This is a genomic window from Stenotrophomonas sp. Sm6012 (genome assembly GCF_030985895.1).
Classification (GTDB): Bacteria; Pseudomonadota; Gammaproteobacteria; order Xanthomonadales; family Xanthomonadaceae; genus Stenotrophomonas; species Stenotrophomonas forensis.
Window position 1 is genome coordinate 1 of the sequence record NZ_JAPTFX010000116.1, and the last position, 15,850, is coordinate 15,850.

At 67.7% G+C, this 15,850-nt stretch carries 16 protein-coding genes; 4 read left to right on the forward strand and 12 right to left on the reverse strand.

Going from position 1 to position 15,850, the window contains the following annotated elements:
• Positions 1-107: 107 nt before the first annotated feature.
• The 4 genes from murU to O0J73_RS16940 form a co-directional block, all read right to left on the reverse strand.
• Positions 108-818, reverse strand: a complete 711-nt coding sequence (gene murU / locus O0J73_RS16925; protein WP_308309193.1) for an N-acetylmuramate alpha-1-phosphate uridylyltransferase MurU — start codon at positions 816-818, stop codon at positions 108-110.
• Positions 815-1,840: a phosphotransferase gene (locus tag O0J73_RS16930; RefSeq protein WP_308309194.1), complete on the reverse strand. Its 1,026-nt coding sequence runs from the start codon at positions 1,838-1,840 to the stop codon at positions 815-817. Before O0J73_RS16930 ends, murU begins: the two co-directional genes overlap by 4 nt.
• A gap of 64 nt (positions 1,841-1,904) precedes the next feature.
• Positions 1,905-2,174 carry a GlsB/YeaQ/YmgE family stress response membrane protein gene (locus O0J73_RS16935; protein ID WP_164085610.1) on the reverse strand — a complete coding sequence of 90 codons (270 nt, stop codon included), beginning with the start codon at positions 2,172-2,174 and terminating at the stop codon, positions 1,905-1,907.
• Positions 2,175-2,242: 68 nt separating this feature from the next.
• Positions 2,243-3,736, reverse strand: coding sequence for a M20 family metallopeptidase (locus tag O0J73_RS16940; RefSeq protein WP_014036261.1), 1,494 nt, complete (start codon positions 3,734-3,736; stop codon positions 2,243-2,245).
• 234 nt (positions 3,737-3,970) lie between these two features.
• Between O0J73_RS16940 and O0J73_RS16945 the strand changes: the two genes are divergently transcribed.
• The 4 genes from O0J73_RS16945 (at position 3,971) to O0J73_RS16960 (ending at position 7,087) form a co-directional block, all read left to right on the forward strand.
• A complete protein-coding gene (locus O0J73_RS16945; RefSeq protein ID WP_272577226.1) occupies positions 3,971-4,261 on the forward strand; it encodes a helix-hairpin-helix domain-containing protein in 291 nt (96 codons plus the stop codon).
• 351 nt (positions 4,262-4,612) lie between these two features.
• Positions 4,613-5,698: a L,D-transpeptidase gene (locus O0J73_RS16950; protein ID WP_308309195.1), complete on the forward strand. Its 1,086-nt coding sequence runs from the start codon at positions 4,613-4,615 to the stop codon at positions 5,696-5,698.
• A gap of 17 nt (positions 5,699-5,715) precedes the next feature.
• Positions 5,716-6,441, forward strand: a complete 726-nt coding sequence (locus O0J73_RS16955; RefSeq protein WP_049457007.1) for a murein L,D-transpeptidase catalytic domain family protein — start codon at positions 5,716-5,718, stop codon at positions 6,439-6,441.
• A gap of 34 nt (positions 6,442-6,475) precedes the next feature.
• On the forward strand, positions 6,476-7,087 hold the full coding sequence (locus tag O0J73_RS16960) for a HutD family protein (RefSeq protein WP_006423049.1): 612 nt from the start codon (positions 6,476-6,478) through the stop codon (positions 7,085-7,087).
• Between the two features lie 131 nt (positions 7,088-7,218).
• Here O0J73_RS16960 and O0J73_RS16965 read toward each other — a convergent pair whose 3' ends face one another.
• From O0J73_RS16965 to O0J73_RS17000, 8 genes are all read right to left on the reverse strand, one after another.
• On the reverse strand, positions 7,219-8,823 hold the full coding sequence (locus tag O0J73_RS16965) for a sulfite reductase subunit alpha (protein WP_308309196.1): 1,605 nt from the start codon (positions 8,821-8,823) through the stop codon (positions 7,219-7,221).
• Positions 8,820-9,791 carry an FAD:protein FMN transferase gene (locus O0J73_RS16970; protein WP_308309197.1) on the reverse strand — a complete coding sequence of 324 codons (972 nt, stop codon included), beginning with the start codon at positions 9,789-9,791 and terminating at the stop codon, positions 8,820-8,822. Before O0J73_RS16970 ends, O0J73_RS16965 begins: the two co-directional genes overlap by 4 nt.
• Positions 9,792-9,843: 52 nt before the next feature.
• Positions 9,844-10,647 (reverse strand): DUF4198 domain-containing protein, encoded by an 804-nt coding sequence (locus O0J73_RS16975; RefSeq protein ID WP_006423067.1) that lies wholly within the window; start codon positions 10,645-10,647, stop codon positions 9,844-9,846.
• A 74-nt stretch (positions 10,648-10,721) separates the two neighbouring features.
• Complete coding sequence (locus tag O0J73_RS16980; RefSeq protein ID WP_006423068.1) at positions 10,722-11,240, reverse strand: DUF2271 domain-containing protein; 519 nt, start codon at positions 11,238-11,240, stop codon at positions 10,722-10,724.
• 27 nt (positions 11,241-11,267) lie between these two features.
• Entirely contained in the window at positions 11,268-11,906 is a 639-nt protein-coding gene (locus O0J73_RS16985) for a PepSY-associated TM helix domain-containing protein (protein WP_308309198.1), read from the reverse strand.
• Positions 11,907-12,107: 201 nt separating this feature from the next.
• On the reverse strand, positions 12,108-14,528 hold the full coding sequence (locus O0J73_RS16990) for a TonB-dependent receptor (RefSeq protein ID WP_308309199.1): 2,421 nt from the start codon (positions 14,526-14,528) through the stop codon (positions 12,108-12,110).
• Positions 14,529-14,688: 160 nt separating this feature from the next.
• Complete coding sequence (locus O0J73_RS16995) at positions 14,689-15,090, reverse strand: hypothetical protein (protein WP_308309200.1); 402 nt, start codon at positions 15,088-15,090, stop codon at positions 14,689-14,691.
• A 165-nt stretch (positions 15,091-15,255) separates the two neighbouring features.
• Positions 15,256-15,850 (reverse strand): Fe2+-dependent dioxygenase (locus O0J73_RS17000; protein ID WP_308309202.1); only part of this gene is annotated, 595 nt, incomplete at its 5' end.

The window sequence follows — 15,850 nt, forward strand, 5'->3', positions numbered from 1 at the left end:
ATGGATGGCGCCATCGAGCTTACAGGGACGTACTTGCAGCGTCCCCTGCATGGCCCACCCGCCCGGCCAAGCACGCGATCCGCTCTACGCGACCAGCCACGAGGGGCTCAGCCGCTCGCTGCCAACTCAACATCCAGCGCGCGCAGCCGATCCACCGTCCCGACATCGGTCCAGCGCCCACGATGGTGCTGCCCGGTCATCAACCCCTGCGCCATGAAATGCTTCTGCAGCGGCACCACCGAGAACTTCGGCGGCCGCCGCTCGCTGCCCGGGGCATCCCCGATCACCGCGCGCCAATCGGCCACGATCGAAGGGCGGTATACACCGATACCGGCATAGGTCAGGCACGGGCCTTCGCGGTCGTGATGCAACACGCCCTGCGCGTCCAGCCGATAGTCACCGTGCGGGTGCTGCACAGGATTGTCGACCAGCACCAGATGCGCCTGGCCCTGCGGCTCGCGGGGCAGCGTGGCGAAATCGAAATCGGTCCAGATATCGCCGTTCACCACCAGGAACGGCGCATCACCCAAGACCGGCAGTGCGTTGAGGATGCCGCCGCCGGTTTCCAGCGGGGTCTGTCCTTCGTACATGAAATGCAGGTGCAGGCCCCACTGGCTGCCATCACCCAGTGCTGCCGGAAACTGCTCGGCCAGCCATGAAGTGTTGACCACCACCTCGCGCACCCCGAGTGCGGCCAGGCGCTCAAGATGCCAGACGATCAGCGGCTTGCCGGCCACGTCCAGCAGTGGCTTGGGCGTATGCAGGGTCAGCGGACGCATGCGCTCGCCAAGGCCAGCGGCAAAGATCAGCGCCTTCATCGGGCCACGCGCATCGGTGCGGCCAGCTCGGCCAGCGCCGGCTTGATGCGGTCTTCCAGCAGCTGCTGCAGCGGCGCCAGCTCGCGGTAGCGTGGCAGCACTTCATCCAGGTAGCCGATGAAGCGCGGCGCGTCGTCCAGGTAGTGGCCCTTGTTGTCGCGATAGCGCAGGCGGCAGAACAGGCCGAGGATCTTCACGTGGCGCTGGATGCCCATCCAGTCGGCATCGCGCAGGAAGGTGGCGCGGTCGGGCACCGGCAGGCCGGCAGTGCGTGCGCGCGCGTGGTACTGCGCCAGCCATTCATCCACGCGCTGCAGCGGCCAGCTCAGGAACGCATCCTTGAACAGGCTCACCGTGTCGTAGGCGATCGGGCCGCGCACCAGGTCCTGGAAATCCAGCACGGCCGGGCCGTTGTCGACCGGCATCAGGTTGCGTGGCATGTAGTCACGGTGAGTCATCAGCTGGGCCTGGCCGAGCGCGTTGTCCATCAGCCGGCGGTGCACCAGCTGCAGGCCTTCGATCTCACCGCAGTCCAGTTCCAGGTGCAGGTGGCGCTGCAGGAACCATTCGTCGAACAGGCCGGCATCGCGCTGCAGCAGCGCTTCGCCGAACTGGCCGAAGTCGGCCGGCACCGGGATCGCCTGCAGGCGCAGCAGCTGTTCGATGGAGCGGCCGAACCACTCATCGGCATTGCGCTCGTCGAGGATCTTCGCCAGGGTCGGGCCGCCAAGGTCTTCCAGCAGCAGGAAACCAGAGTCCAGGTCCTGCGCCAGCAGTGCAGGCACGCGCAGGCCGTGGTCGTGCAGCAGGCCGCGCATGCGCAGCCATGCCCGCGGATCTTCCAGCCCCGGCGGTGCGTCCATCACGATGTGGCTGCCGCGCGCGCTGGTGGTGCGCCAATAGCTGCGCATGCCGGCATCGACCGAGGCGCGTTCGACCACGGCGTTGGCATCATCCAGCTGGATACGGGCCCACTGCAGGCGCTGCGCGCTGCGCTGGGGATCGGAGGCGGGTTCGGTCATGCAGGCATATCCGGGCGCGCCGGGCGCGCCAACGTCGGGAACAGAAGGGAAGGGGGAATCAGCGTCAGCGACGACCGCTGAACAGGCGCAGGATCGCCAGCACGACGATCGCGCCGAGCACGGCACCGAGGAAACCGGCCGGTTCACCGGGGGCGTACCAGCCCATGTACTGGCCGAACCAGCCGGCCAGCAGCGCGCCGAGAATGCCCAGCACGATGGTCAGCAGGCAGCCCATGCGGTTGTTGCCGGGCATGAAGAAGCGCCCCAGCAGGCCGACCAGGAAGCCGACCAGGATGATGTAGAGCCAGCTGCTGCTGCCGAACAGACCATTCATGTGCATGCGTTCCGCTAGGGGTGGACGCAGCCTAGCAAGGCCAGGCTGCGTCCGTCACGGGTGCTGGATCAGCAGCAGCCGTGGTCGCCGTGGCGGGTGCCGCTGTCGGCGGCCACCGGCGAACCGCTGGTCTCACCGCGCAGGCTGGCGGCGTAGTGCTCGCTGATCACCTTGGACACGCAGGCGGTGACCTTCTTGCCCATCGGGATGTGCAGGAACTCGTTCGGGCCATGCGCGTTGGAGTGCGGGCCGAGCACGCCGGTGATCATGAACTGGGCGCCCGGGAACTTCTCGCCCAGCATGCCCATGAACGGGATCGAGCCGCCTTCGCCCATGTACATCGCCGGCTTGCCGAAGAAGGCCTGGCTGGCGTCGTCGATGGCCTGGGTCAGCCACGGTGCCATGGCCGGAGCGTTCCAGCCGGTGGAGGCCTTCTCCAGGTCCAGGGTGACGTGGGCGCCGTTCGGCGGATCGCGCAGCAGCGCTTCCTTCAGTAGTTCGCCGCAGGTCTTGCCATCAGCGGTCGGCGGCAGGCGCAGCGACAGCTTCACCGAGGTCTGCGGGCGCAGCACGTTGCCGGCCGATTCCAGCGCCGGCATGCCGCCCACGCCGGTGACCGACAGGGCCGGGCGCCAGGTGCGGTTGAGCACCAGCTCGGTCAGGTCCTCGTTCATCGGGCGCAGGCCGTCGACCATCGGGAACTTCTCGAAGATCTCGGTATCGACCACTTCGGCGGCGCGCTTGGCCTGGGCCTGGCGCTCGGCCGGGATCTCCACGTTCATGCCGTCGATCAGGATGCGGCCGGTGTCCTGGTCCTCGATGCGCGACAGCAGCTGGCGCAGCAGGCGGAAGCTGGACGGGATCACGCCGGAGGCATCGCCGGAATGCACGCCCTCGTTGAGCACCTTCACGGTGAAGTTGCCGCCGGTCAGGCCGCGCAGCGAGGTGGTGCACCACAGCTGGTCGTAGTTGGCGCAGCCCGAATCCAGGCAGACCACCAGCGACGGCTTGCCGATGCGGTCGGCCAGGTGGTCGACGTACGCCGGCAGGTCGTAGCTGCCGGACTCTTCACAGGCTTCGATCAGCACCACGCAGCGGGCGTGCGGCAGGCCCTGGGCCTGCAGCGCCAGCACCGCGGCCAGCGAGCCGAAGATGGCGTAGCCGTCGTCGGCGCCGCCACGGCCGTACAGCTTGTCGCCGCGCAGGACCGGGGTCCACGGGCCGAGGTCGTCGTCCCACCCGGTCATTTCCGGCTGCTTGTCCAGATGGCCGTAGAGCAGAATGGTGTCGTCGCCGGTTTCGGCGCCGGTGGCCGGAATTTCCAGGAAGATCAGCGGGGTACGGCCTTCCAGGCGAACCACTTCAACCTTCAGGCCGGGCAGCTGCTGGGCCTTGGCCCAGTTCTCCATCAGGGTGACCGCCTGTTCCATGTAGCCGTTCTGCACCCAATTGGCGTCGAACATCGGCGACTTGTTGGGAATGCGGATGTAGTCGACCAATTGCGGGACGATCTCGCTGTCCCACTTGTCATTGACGAATTGGCCGAGCTTGGCGCTGTCCATCTGAAACTCCGGTTGCATGGGCTGATCCGCGCATTCTACGCCTGTGCCGGGGTAGGGTTTTTCCTACATCACGTCGGGTATTTGGCTGGCTTACGGAAATGCGGGAAACCGATAGGCTGTGCACATGTGGTGACGGACACTGTTTCGACCGACGGGAATGCCGGTCGGGGCAGCCAGAACCACAAGGAGATACACGTCGTGCCTTGGTTTGTCGTGTTGAGGGCACTGGTGCTGATGATGGGGATCGCGGGGGCACATGCCGCCGAACTGATCGATATCAACCGTGCCGATGCACAGGCGCTGCAGCAGGGATTGACGATGGTCGGAGCCACCAAGGCCGAGGCGATCGTCGAGCACCGGCGCAGACACGGCCCGTTTCACCGCGTCGAGGACCTGACGCAGGTGAAGGGGATAGGGAAAGCAATCGTCGAACGGAATCGACAGCGGATCACCGTAGGCAACAGGCTGTTGCCAGCGGATCCGGTACCCGGATCGGTACCGGTGCGGACCGTACCCAGGCGCTGACAGCAGGAATCGTCGGAACCGGCAGGAGGCCGGTTCACCGGACACGGACAGGATGGCCGTGACCACCGACCGCCGCAGGACGCGGCACCAATCACCAGGATGGTGGCATCACAGACCTGTGGAAGGGGCTGAGATACAAGCAGGACAGACGCGGCCGCGTGCAGGACGCAACGCTACCCCCACAGCGCAGGATGCGAGGGGGCGGCAGCAGGCCGACAAGGACGTAACGATTGCCCGGTACGACACATGGCTGTGTCGCCGGGCAGTTTCATTTCCGGCGCCTGGTTTTGCCGCGGCCACCACGGGCCGATGGTGTACGGTGGCGGCTTCGCATGGAAAGGACACCGCTGGATGCTTCCGCGCCGCCCCACGACCCTGATGCTCGCCCTTGCGCTGGCCCTGCCGCTGCTGGCCCACGCCGCTGCGCCGACGACGGCTGCCAAAACGACCGCTGCTGCCTCCAGCACCACGGACGTGCGCGGGCCGACCGACCTCAAGCCGGGCGAGTTCCTGTGGCATCCGGAAATCTCGCCGACCGGCCCGATCGTGCTGGTGGTCAGCCTGGATGAGCAGAGGGCCTACGTGTACCGCAACGGCATCGCCATCGGCCTGACCACGATCAGTTCGGGCAAGGCCGGGCACGAGACGCCGACCGGTGTGTTCACCATCCTGCAGAAAGACAAGGACCACAGGTCCAACCTCTACAACAGCGCGCCGATGCCGTACATGCAGCGGCTGACCTGGGATGGCATCGCCCTGCATGGCGGCAGCCTGCCTGGCCACCCGGCCTCGCACGGCTGCGTGCGCCTGCCGCAGGCCTTTGCGCAGAAGCTGTTCAGCGAAACCCAGCGCGGCGATACCGTGGTCGTGGCCGATGCCAAGAGCTCGCCGATGACCCTGGCCTATCCCTCGGTGCTGGCGCCGGTGAATGCGCGCGGGCAGGCGCTGCCGGAAACCGAGGGCGGCAGTGCCGCACAGGCCTGGTGGAACGACAGCGCGGCCCCGGCCGGCCAGGTCGGCATCCTGGTCAGCCTGCACGACCAGCGCCTGTACGTGCTGCGCGATGGCGTGATGATCGGCGAGTCGCCGTTGAAGGCCGACGCCCTGCCGGCGTTCCAGGGCACCACCCTGTTCGTGATGGGGCAGGGCTACAGCGATACCCCCAGCCCGCTGGATGTGAACCAGCGCCTGCACCAGTGGACGGCCTACCCGCTGCTGGGCCAGGACCGCGCCCAGGCCACCCCGGACCTGCTGGCCACGCCCTCGCTGCCGATGGCGCTGCCGGCCGATTTCGCCCGCCAGCTGTACCAGGTGCTGGTGCCGGGCACGACCCTGCTGGTTACCTCGCTGCCGGCGGTCCGCCCAAGCCCGGCTGAATCGGGAATGCAGCCGGTCTTGGAATCCGAGCCGCTAGGGTCCACCCTGAAGGGTAATTGAGCCTCCCCGTTGTGCCCATGACTGCATCCCGCCTGTGCCGGCTGGCCGCGTTCGGCCTGCTGGCGACCTCCGCCAGCGCCCCGGCGCTGGCACAGACGCCCGCCCTTGCCACCAGTGCCGATGACCTGGCCGCCTTGCTGTCGCGCAGTGCGCCCAAGGCCGACCGCCACGTGTTGCAGCTGGCGGCGCACGCAATGCGCTGTGCGTTGCAGCGGCCCGAGCTGGGCATCAATGGTGATCGCCTCAGCGTGATCGACTACTCGCGGCCGTCCACCGAGCCGCGCCTGTGGGTGTTCGACCTCGCTCACCAGCGCCTGCTGTTCGAGGAATGGGTGGCGCACGGACGCAACAGCGGCGACAACCGTACCGAGCATTTCTCCAACCGCGATGGCAGTTTCATGTCCAGCCTCGGCGCGTTCACCGCGCAGGAGACCTACATGGGCGGCAACGGCTACTCGCTGCGCCTGGCCGGGTTGGAACCGGGCTTCAACGACCGTGCGCGCGAACGCGCGATCGTCATCCACGGTGCGCCCTACGTGAATCCGGCCACCGCGCAGCTGCAGGGGCGGCTTGGCCGCAGCCTGGGCTGCCCGGCGGTGCGCCTGTCGGTGGCCAGGCCGCTGATCGATGCGTTGCGTGGGGGCACGATGGTGTTCGCCTACTACCCCGACCAGGACTGGCTGAAGCATTCGCAGCTGCTGGGCGGCGAGTGTGGTGGCCAGGGCACGCTCGCCACGCGGTGATGCACGACGGCGCGCGGCGTGATGCAATGCGCCGATGAACATCGACTCCCTGCTGCACACTCCGAGCCAGGTGATTTCCAGCCTGGACTATCGCCGCGAACGCTGGCGGAATGGACTTGGCTGGACCCGCGAGATCCTGCGCCTGCCGGCACAAGGCGATGACTGGGCATTGCGCCTGTCGGTGGCCGAGATCGAACAGGATGCGGCGTTCTCTGCCTTCCCCGGTGTGGAGCGCGAACTGGTGTTGCTGCAGGGCCATGGCGTGCGCCTGCGTTTCGAAGATGGCCGCGTGGCCGAAGTGCTGCCACCGCATGGCCGCGTGCGGTTTGCCGGTGAGGAAGCGCTGCATGGCGAACTGGTCGATGGCACCACCCACGACTTCAACCTGATGTGGAAGCGCGACCTGCTGCAGGCCGAGCTGTTGCACCGGCCGCTGGTGGGGTCGATGTTCTTCTTCTGCGAACCGGGCGTGGCCTGGGCGCTGCACCTGTTGGCCGGTCAGGCGGAGTTTGGTGCCGACAGTGGCTTGCCGCCGTTGCAGGCCGGAGATACGGCGTGGTTGTCGGCCGGAGAGCGCCAGCGGCATGCGCTGCAGGGCGGTGGCGAACTGCTGGCGATACGGGTGAGTCCGGCGATGATGGAATGACCGGGTAGAGCCACGCCATGCGTGGACGCGGCCGCCGATACTGCGTCACCGTGCGAACCAAGGTTCGCACCCACCAGGAGGCGGTTCGCACCCACCAGAAGGCGGTTCGCACCCACCAGGATGCGGCGGCCTCAATACACGTCGCGCCGGTAGCGGCCGGCCAGCAGCAGCGCTTCCTTGCCGGCAACACCCAGCACCTGCTCGATCACCGCATCCACTGCCGGTGCCATGCCCTGCAGGCTGCCGCAGACCAGGATCGTCGCGCCTTCGTTGATCCACTGCCGCAGTGTTGCCGCTTCGGCCAGCAGCCGATCCTGTACATAACGGTGCGTGCCGCCGTCACGGCTGAACACCGTATCCAGCCGCGCCAGCGTGCCATCGGCCTGCATCGCATGCAGCTCTTCCCTGAAGTGGAAGTCGTGCGCGGCGCTGCGCTCGCCGAACAGCAGCCAGGTGCGACGTGCGCCGCTGCGCGCGCGTTCGTGAAGATGCGCGCGCAGGCCGGCGATGCCGGTGCCGTTGCCGATCAGCAGCAGCGGCACATCGGCGGCGACACCATGGAAATTGTCGTTCCGGCGCAGACGCAGCTGCACCGGTTCGCCGATGGCCGCGTGGTCGCACAGCCAGCCGCTGCCGATGCCTGGTGTGCCATCGGCGCGCAGCTGGCGACGCAGCAATAGTTCCACCGCGCCATCGGACATGACCGAGGCGATCGAGTACTCGCGATGTGGCAGTGGCTGCAGGGTGGCCAGCAACGCAGGCAGATCCCCGGCAGGGACCAGCGAGGGCAGGTGCGAGCGTTCGACGCGGGCGAGCAGGGTCTGACCGTCATCCAGCACGGTGTCCGCATTGAAGCCCTGTGCACCCAGCCAGGCGCGCGCGCTGTGGCGAGCGTGCTGCGGACCGATCTCGGCGATGTCGCCGGCCTGCCACTGCACAGCGACGCCAGCGGGTGGCTGCAGGCGCAGCCAGTACACCGGACCACCGGGGCTGCCCGGATTCAGATGCTCGCGCTGCAGCAGCGCCCACGGCTGGTACTCGGCCGGGCTCCAGTCAGGCAGTTCAGTGGCGCCTCCACCGAGCTGCCCGAGCAGTTGCTGCCAATGACGCAGCGCCGCCGGATCGGCGTTGTCGACTTCGATCGCATCGAACAGCGGATGCGCACCGTGCTGGCGCAGCCACTGGTCCAGTTGATGGCCGAATCCACAGAAGTGGCCATAGCTGCGATCGCCCAACGCGAGCACGCCGTAGTGCAGGTGCTGCATCGGCGGTGGCGTGGTCATTACCCCGCGCAGGAACGGCAACGCATGGTCGGGCGGGTCGCCCTCACCGGTGGTGCTGGCGATGAACAACGCGCGCTGGCTGGCCGTCAGCAGTGCGGCGTCCACCTCATGCAGTCCGCGCACACGCACCGGCACGCCGCCACTACGCAGGGCCTCGGCACTGCGTTCGGCCAGTTCGCGGGCGAAACCGGTCTGGCTGGCCCAGACCAGCAGGATCGGCGCGGTATCGCCCGATGGGGCGTCGTCACGCGGGCGGCCACGCCACCACAACGCGGCACAGGCCAGCGCATACAGCGCCGTAGCGATCAGCGCGGCCTGCGATTGCCGTATCGGGGGCGCACCCTGCCACCAGGCCTCGCCCAGGTGCAGGCGCAGCAGCGCCCACCCGACCAGCGCCAGCAGAAGCAGGACCAGAGCGTTGCCGAGCCACGCGCGCGACGGACGTGCGCTCATGCATCCTGCTCGTCGAGCAGGCGCTGGAAGGCGCTGCTGAGGAATTCGCGGGGGCCTTCTGCTGTGCGTTGCAGGTAGCGTGCGGCCAGCCCTTCGCGTTCGGCCAGTGCCATGCCGCGCTCGCGACCGAGCACGGTCAGCGCAGTGGCCCAGGCATCGGCATGCATCGCGTCGTCGGCGACCACGGTCACCGCCGCTGCAACCTGGCATACCGGCATGCCGGTACGCGGGTCGAGGCTGTGGCTGTAGGCTTGGCCATCGGCCTGGTACTGGTGCCAGCGATCACCCGAAGTGGCCACCGCAAGCCCGTTCAGCGCGAGTATTCGTGGCGGGGTCCCGGTGTGCGCATCTTCTTCCGGCGCCGATTCCACCAGCACGCGCCATGGCTGGCCGTCGGGCTTGCGGCCATAGCCGGCCAGCTCGCCGCCGACTTCGATCAGCGCCGCCGCGATGCCTTGCGCGCGCAGCCAGGCGGCAACGTGATCGACGCCGAAGCCCTTGGCGATCGCAGAGAGATCCAGTTCCAGCCCACCCGGCTGCAGCAGCGCATCGTCCTGCCACTGCAGGCGCTGCCAACCACAGCGTGCGCGCGTGGCCTGCAGGGTGGCGGCATCGGGTTGTCGGCGTTCACCGGCATGCGCACCGAAACCCCACAGTGCAACCAACGGGCCAAGGGTGGGGTCGAAGGCGCCGTCACTGGCAGCCGCGATGGCCTGTGCGCAGGCCAGCACCTGGCGCGTCTCGGCCGGCAGCGTGCACCACTGGCCGGCCTCGGCGCGGTTGTAGCAGCTGAGGTCCGAACCGGATTCCCAGGTGCTCATCTGTGCGACCACCTCGTCCAGCCGCGCCTGGATGCCAGCATGCAGCGGGTGCAGGTCGCGCTGGCGCGACGCGACCAGCGACACGCTCCAGGTGGTGCCCATGGTGGTGCCACCGAGGCGGGCGATATCGAGCGGGGTATCGGTCATGGTGGTGCGCAGGCGCGATGCCGGGGCTGGCCCGGCATCGCGATCTGCATCATTACTGCGGCAGCACTTCCAGCGTGGCGACGTAGCTCAGGCGGCGCTTGGCGGCCTGCTTTACCGAGGTCTTCTTGTCTTCGGTGCCGGTTTCCAGCCAGTACATGCCGGCTTCCGGCCAGGTCACCTTGATCTCGCCCTTGGCGTCGCTGGTCAGCTTCAGCTCGTCCTGCGCATTGCGGTAGCGGGTGGCACCGCGCACGATCTCGAACTCCAGGCCGGCGGTCGGCTGGCCATCGACCAGCACGCGGAAGGTGGCTTCCTCACCGGCGAACAGGTCGTTCGGGTGGCCGACGGCAACCAGCTCGATGCCACGGTTGGTCGGCTTCAGCGCGGTGTCGTTCGGCGCGCCGTTGGTGACGAAGGTTTCCACGCGGCCGATCGACTGGCTCACTTCCAGCTTCTTCGCGTCCTTCGGCAGTTCGCCGAAGGTGGCCACGCTGCCGCGCCAGCGCTTGCGCTCGCCGTTCTGCTCGTAGGTGGCGAACAGGCCGTCATTGACCGAGGCGATGCGGTAGGTGCCCGGCTGCTTCAGTTCGATGTCGAACACGCTGCGGTACTTGCCGGTGGAGGCGTTCTGCGGTTGCACGGTGCTGCCATCCGGGGCGGTGATCACCAGCGATTCCAGGCGCAGCGGCACGTGGTTGAAGTAGAACAGGTCGTTGGAGACCGCACCGTCGACGGTGATCCAGGGCGCGTTGCCGGCGATCACGGTCTGCGAGGGCAGCAGCCAGGCCTTGTGGGCCAGGGCGGAGAAGGGAAGGGCAGCGGCCAGGGCGGCGGCGAGGACGAGCGTGCGCTTCATGCGGAAGACTCCAGTGGATGCGGGGTGGTGCGACAAGGGCGAGGGGATTACGACTTATTCCCCCCGTCCCCTTTTCAGGGTTTGACGGCGAGGGTGACCTGGCCCAGTTCGGTGGCGCCCTGCGCCTTGCCGTTCTGCGCGGCGGTGGCCGGCCAGGTGAAGGGGATCTTCAGCAGTTCACGACCGCCGACTTCACGCACCGCTTCGACCACCAGGGTGTAGTTGCCCGGGGCGAGCTGCTTCAGCGCCGGCTGCTTGTCGGTGAACGACAGCGCGTGCTTGCCGGCCGGGCGGGTCGGGCCGGTCACGCCGTCCACCGGCACCTGCAGGGTGCGGCCGCTCTTGCGCCACCACTGGCGCAGGTCGGGCAGCCACTTGGTGCCATGGCCTTCGCTGTTGCTGGTCTGCTGGTACCAGACAGAGAGGTTGGCCGCGACCTTCTGGTCGGCGCCTTCCAGCCACACCGCCACATACGGGCGGTGGTATTCGGCCACGTTGAGCTTGGGCACTTCGACGTTGATGTCGAGGGTGGCAGCGTAGGCCGGCGAGGTGGCCAGCAGGCCGCTGAGGGCGATGGTCAGGGTGACGCGCATGGAGCGGCTCCGGGAACGAGGGAAAAGTCAGTGGATCAGCAGCAGGGCGATCAGCAGCGGGATCATCAGGCCCAGGCCGACCAGCGGCCAAGTCATGCGCCGCTGCCGCGCATGCAGGTGCAGCAGGAACAGGCCGGTGATGCAGAACACCAGGCAGGCCACGGCGAACAGGTCCAGGAACCAGCCCCACGCCGGGCCGGCATTGCGGCCCTTGTGCAGGTCGTTGAGGTAGGACACCGCACCGCGCGAGGTTGATTCGTACTCCACCGCGCCGGTTTCGCGATCGATGCTCAGCCAGGCATCGCCGCCGGGGCGGGGCAACGACAGGTAGATCTCCTCGGCCGACCACTCGGCCGGGCGTCCGCCAATGGCGATGCCCAGCTGGGCGTCCAGCCATTGCCGGGCCGGGCGTGGAATCGGCGCGTTGCCGTCCTCGCGCGTGCCCAGCTGGCCCAGCAGCTCGACCGGCAGTTCCAGGTGCTGGTTCTGCACCTGGGGCTTGGCCTCGATCTTCGCCGCGTGGTTGAGGGTCAGCCCGGTCACCGCGAACAGAAGCATGCCGATCAGGCACACCGCCGAGCTGATCCAGTGCCACTGGTGCAGCGTGCGCAGCCAGAAGCCACGGCTCTGTTGCTGCTGCACGGTGGAAGAAGCAGGACGGCTCACGGCACGGTTCGGGGCGGATGGGGACTGCTCATTACATCATTGATGAGAATAGCTCGCAATTGCGTGTCGTTCTGTATCCCTGGGAGCGGTGCCGACCGAGGTCGGCACCCACCGGGCCAAGGCGATGCCGGCCAGCGGCCGGCACTACCACTGTCCAGTAGATCCACGCCATGCGTGGATGGAGCGCCGGCCCCGCAGAAGTCAGAACTTCGCGTTGAGCGAGATCCAGTAGCTGCGGCGCTGGTCCTTGGTCGCGTAGTCGTCCATGCAGCTGAACTCGCTGGGATTGAGCAGCAGGCACGACTGCGAGACGAAGTCCTTGTCGAACAGGTTGTTGACCCGCGCGTTGACCGTCAGCCATGGCGTGGCCTTCCAGCTGCCCCCCAGGTGGAAGATCGTGTAGTCCTCGTAGTAGCGGACATGGCGGGCGCCGGTGCTGTCGATCAGCGTGTCGCGATAGCGGTCGTAGCGGCCCTCGCCGATCAGCGACAGGCTGATCGCATCGTTGATCTGCCAGTTGAGGCTGGCGTTGGCCATGTGCTTTGCCGGGGTGGTGCCGGTGATCGGCAGCCCCTTCTGCGGGCCACTGGTCTGCTCGCTCTTGGTCCAGGTGTAGTTGCCGCGCAGCTGCAGGGTGTCGAGCAGGTCGATGTGACCGGCCAGTTCCGCGCCGCGGGTTTCGGCCTTGTCGATGTTCACGCTCTGGGTGAACGCGCTGTAGCCCAGTGACGCCCAGCCCGGGCCGATGTCCACGCAGTAGCCGCTGCCGGCCAGCGCCACTTCGCAGTTCGGGAAGGTGCCGCCGCTGGCGATCTTGTCCTCGAACTTGTTGATGAAGCCGGTGACGTTGAAGCCCCAGCGCTGGCCTTCGTAGTACGCGGCCAGCTCGTAGTTGGTGCTGGTTTCCGGCTTCAGGTTGGGCGAGCCCACCAGCGGCAGCACGCCTTGGCCACCAAACCCGGTGATGCCCGGGAACAGCTGGTCCGGACGCGGGGTCTTGTAGCCGGTGCTGACGCCACCCTTGAAGGTCCAGGCATCGCTGGCATTCCATACCAGGTAACCGCGCGGGCTGACATGGCTGCCGAACACGTTGTGGTCGTCGTAGCGCAGGCCGAAGGTGGCGGTCAGGGTGTCGGTCAGCGCCCAGTTGTCCTCGGCGAACAGCGCCCACATGCGGTGCTTCTGCTTCGTGTTGCTGCGGTAGCCGGCGCCGTCCATGCCGAACACGCCGTCGATCATGTCGGTGTCGTTGTACTGGCCGCCGACGGTCAGCTTGTGCGCGCCGAAGTCGAGGTCGAGCATGGTGTCGAGCACGTAGCCTTCCAGTTCCATGGTGCGCAGCGGACGCGGCAGGAACGCCTGCAGGCGTGCCATTTCGCTCGGGTTGAGGGCGGTCAGTGCATTGCCACGCCCGGCCGCGCAGTTGTTGGCCGCGCCGGTGCGACGGCAGACGTCATTCCACAGCGTCTGCAGGTTGGCGCGTTCGTCCAGGGTCAGCGGCAGCGAGCGGCCCAGGTTGCTGCTCTTGCTGTGGGTCAGCGAGGTCTGCCAGGTGCCGAAGCTGTAACGGCCCTGGTGGGTCAGCGACAGCTGGTCGCGCTCGTAGCGCTGGTAGGCGGTGTAGCCCACGCGCGGCTGCACCACGCGGCGGGTGACCGTGCCGCTGCCGTTCGGGTTGGGAATGACCGCATTGCCGACGCGCCACAGGCTGGCCAGGCTGTCCAGCGTGCCGGTCTGGCCTTCGCTGTTGTCGTACTTCTGCCGCGAGACGTCGTAGTCCAGCCACAGTTCGTGGTCATCGTTGACACGGAAGTCCAGGCGAACGCCGGTGTTCCAGTTGGTGTTGGCCACCGACTTGCCACCGCCACCGAAGCCGATGCTGCGCTCCCACAGCGTGCCATCGGGCAGGGTCAGCGCCTCCCACTCCGGGTTCGATGCCTTGGCGTCGTAGTAGCTGCCACGTACCGCCAGGCTGAGGCGATCCTTGATCAGCGGGCCGCTGAGGTAAACGTCGGTGGTGCGTGCATCGCCGAACTGGTCGTCCTGCTGCACGGTGAAGCCCTGGGTGATGGCGCCGTGCCAGCTGTCCTGGTTGCGGCGGGTGATGATGTTGATGACGCCGCCCATCGCATCCGAGCCGTACAGCGTGGACATCGGGCCGCGCACCACTTCGATGCGCTCGATGGCATCCAGCGGCGGCAGGTAGGCGAACTGGCCGCCGCCGAAGTTGTTCGGGTACAGCTGGCCGACGTTGCTCTGGCGGCGGCCATCGATCAGCACCAGGGTGTACTCGGAAGGCAGGCCGCGCATCGAAATGGTGGCGCGGCCGTTCTTGTCGGTCGCTTCCAGGCCGACGTCGATGCCTTCGACGTCGCGCAATGCATCGACCAGGTTGGTGTACGGGCGCTTGCTCAGTTCCTCGCGGCTGACCACGCTGATGCTGGCCGGTGCATCGATCACTTTCTGTTCGAAGCCGGAGGCGGTGACCACCACCTTGTCCAGCGTCTGCGGGGCGCCGGAGGCGTCACCGTGGGCGAAGGCAGGGGCAGACAGGGCCACCAGCACGGCACTGGTCAGCAGGGGGCGGGACAGGGACGAACGGACACGATGGCGCTGGGCCATGGCAGTTACCTCGAAGGATGCAGGGTGGTGCACTGCCACGCGCTCAGGGCGCGGCAGGCACGGAAGGCCCGGTCAGGGGCAGCAGGGATGGAGCAGACGGGAATGAAGCAGGCAGCGGCGCGCGCAGGCGACCGCGCACGCGGTCACCCCGGGCCGAGGATCAGGCGAGCGGCGGTGCTTGGCCGCGTTGCTGGCGGCGCCCGGGCGCATCGGCCCAGGGCGTATCCGGAGCGGCCAGTGGCCAGTCCGGGCGCACGCCGGGCATGGCCGGCGTGGCGGGAACGAGTTCGAGTTCAGTGCGCAGCCACTGGCTGGCCAGCAGCAACGGCGGCGGTGCCTTCTCGGCCGCTTTCACCGGGGCAGCGGCACAGCGGCGCAGCTTGGCCGGTGCTTCTTCCTGCAGCGGGCCTTCGCCGCCGCGCTCTTCCAGCGGCACCTGCACGGTCATCGACGCCGGCGCATGCGGCAGCAGCGGCAACGTGCCCAGCAGCAACGCCAGCATCGCCACCCACGCCAACAGGCTGGCCAGCGCAGGACGCTGGCCGCGCATGGCGGTGCCCATCTTGCGATGGATGAGTGGGCGAGGGCGAAGCGGGCGCAGCAAGCAGGAATCCCCGGACGTCTGCCGGCAGGGGCCGGCATCAACGGGGCGAGATTGTAATGAGAGCGGTTAGCGGTTGCAAATGAGAATGATTGCCAAGATGTCGCGGGCCCGGCCGTGTGCGGCTCAGACTTCGCTCCAGCGCCGCAGCAGGTTGTGGTACACGCCGGTCAGCTGCAGCACCGCCTCGGCGTCGCCGCCGGTCTGCCGCAGGCGTTCGATCGAGCCGTCCATTTCCCACAGCAGGCGACGCTGCACGTCGTCGCGGACCATGCTCTGCACCCAGAAGAACGAGGCCACGCGCGCTCCGCGGGTGACCGGATTGACCTTGTGCAGGCTGCTGGACGGGTACACGATCAGGTCGCCGGCCGGCAGCTTCACCTCGTGCTCGCCGTAGGTATCACTGATGATCAGCTCGCCGCCCTCGTACTCCTCGGGCGCGGACAGGAACAGGGTGCAGGAGATGTCCGAGCGCAGCTGCTCGCCGTTGGCCAGGTTCATCACCGCGCCATCTACATGGAAGCCGTAGGTGCCACCACCGCTGTAGCGGTTGAAGCGGGGTGGCAGGATCTTCAGCGGCAGTGCGGCAGCGAAGAACAACGGGCTGCGACCCAGTGCGGCGAGTATGCGCTGTCCGAGTTCTGCCTTCAGCGGCGAGGCATCGGGCAGTTGTTCGTTGTGCTTGACCTGCGCACCCTGCGGGCCGACGGTCTCGCGACCG

Excerpts from the sequence above, each read along its gene's own strand:
- O0J73_RS16940 (WP_014036261.1), bottom strand. The coding sequence starts at position 3,736 with ATGGACAGCGCCAAGCTCGGCCAATTCGTCAATGACAAGTGGGACAGC.
- O0J73_RS16955 (WP_049457007.1), top strand. The coding sequence starts at position 5,716 with ATGACTGCATCCCGCCTGTGCCGGCTGGCCGCGTTCGGCCTGCTGGCG.
- O0J73_RS16975 (WP_006423067.1), bottom strand. The coding sequence starts at position 10,647 with ATGAAGCGCACGCTCGTCCTCGCCGCCGCCCTGGCCGCTGCCCTTCCC.
- O0J73_RS16990 (WP_308309199.1), bottom strand. The coding sequence starts at position 14,528 with ATGGCCCAGCGCCATCGTGTCCGTTCGTCCCTGTCCCGCCCCCTGCTG.
- O0J73_RS16995 (WP_308309200.1), bottom strand. The coding sequence starts at position 15,090 with ATGGGCACCGCCATGCGCGGCCAGCGTCCTGCGCTGGCCAGCCTGTTG.
- O0J73_RS16930 (WP_308309194.1), bottom strand. The coding sequence starts at position 1,840 with ATGACCGAACCCGCCTCCGATCCCCAGCGCAGCGCGCAGCGCCTGCAG.
- O0J73_RS16935 (WP_164085610.1), bottom strand. The coding sequence starts at position 2,174 with ATGAATGGTCTGTTCGGCAGCAGCAGCTGGCTCTACATCATCCTGGTC.
- O0J73_RS16980 (WP_006423068.1), bottom strand. The coding sequence starts at position 11,240 with ATGCGCGTCACCCTGACCATCGCCCTCAGCGGCCTGCTGGCCACCTCG.
- O0J73_RS16965 (WP_308309196.1), bottom strand. The coding sequence starts at position 8,823 with ATGAGCGCACGTCCGTCGCGCGCGTGGCTCGGCAACGCTCTGGTCCTG.
- O0J73_RS16950 (WP_308309195.1), top strand. The coding sequence starts at position 4,613 with ATGCTTCCGCGCCGCCCCACGACCCTGATGCTCGCCCTTGCGCTGGCC.
- O0J73_RS16945 (WP_272577226.1), top strand. The coding sequence starts at position 3,971 with ATGATGGGGATCGCGGGGGCACATGCCGCCGAACTGATCGATATCAAC.
- O0J73_RS16960 (WP_006423049.1), top strand. The coding sequence starts at position 6,476 with ATGAACATCGACTCCCTGCTGCACACTCCGAGCCAGGTGATTTCCAGC.
- O0J73_RS16970 (WP_308309197.1), bottom strand. The coding sequence starts at position 9,791 with ATGACCGATACCCCGCTCGATATCGCCCGCCTCGGTGGCACCACCATG.
- murU (WP_308309193.1), bottom strand. The coding sequence starts at position 818 with ATGAAGGCGCTGATCTTTGCCGCTGGCCTTGGCGAGCGCATGCGTCCG.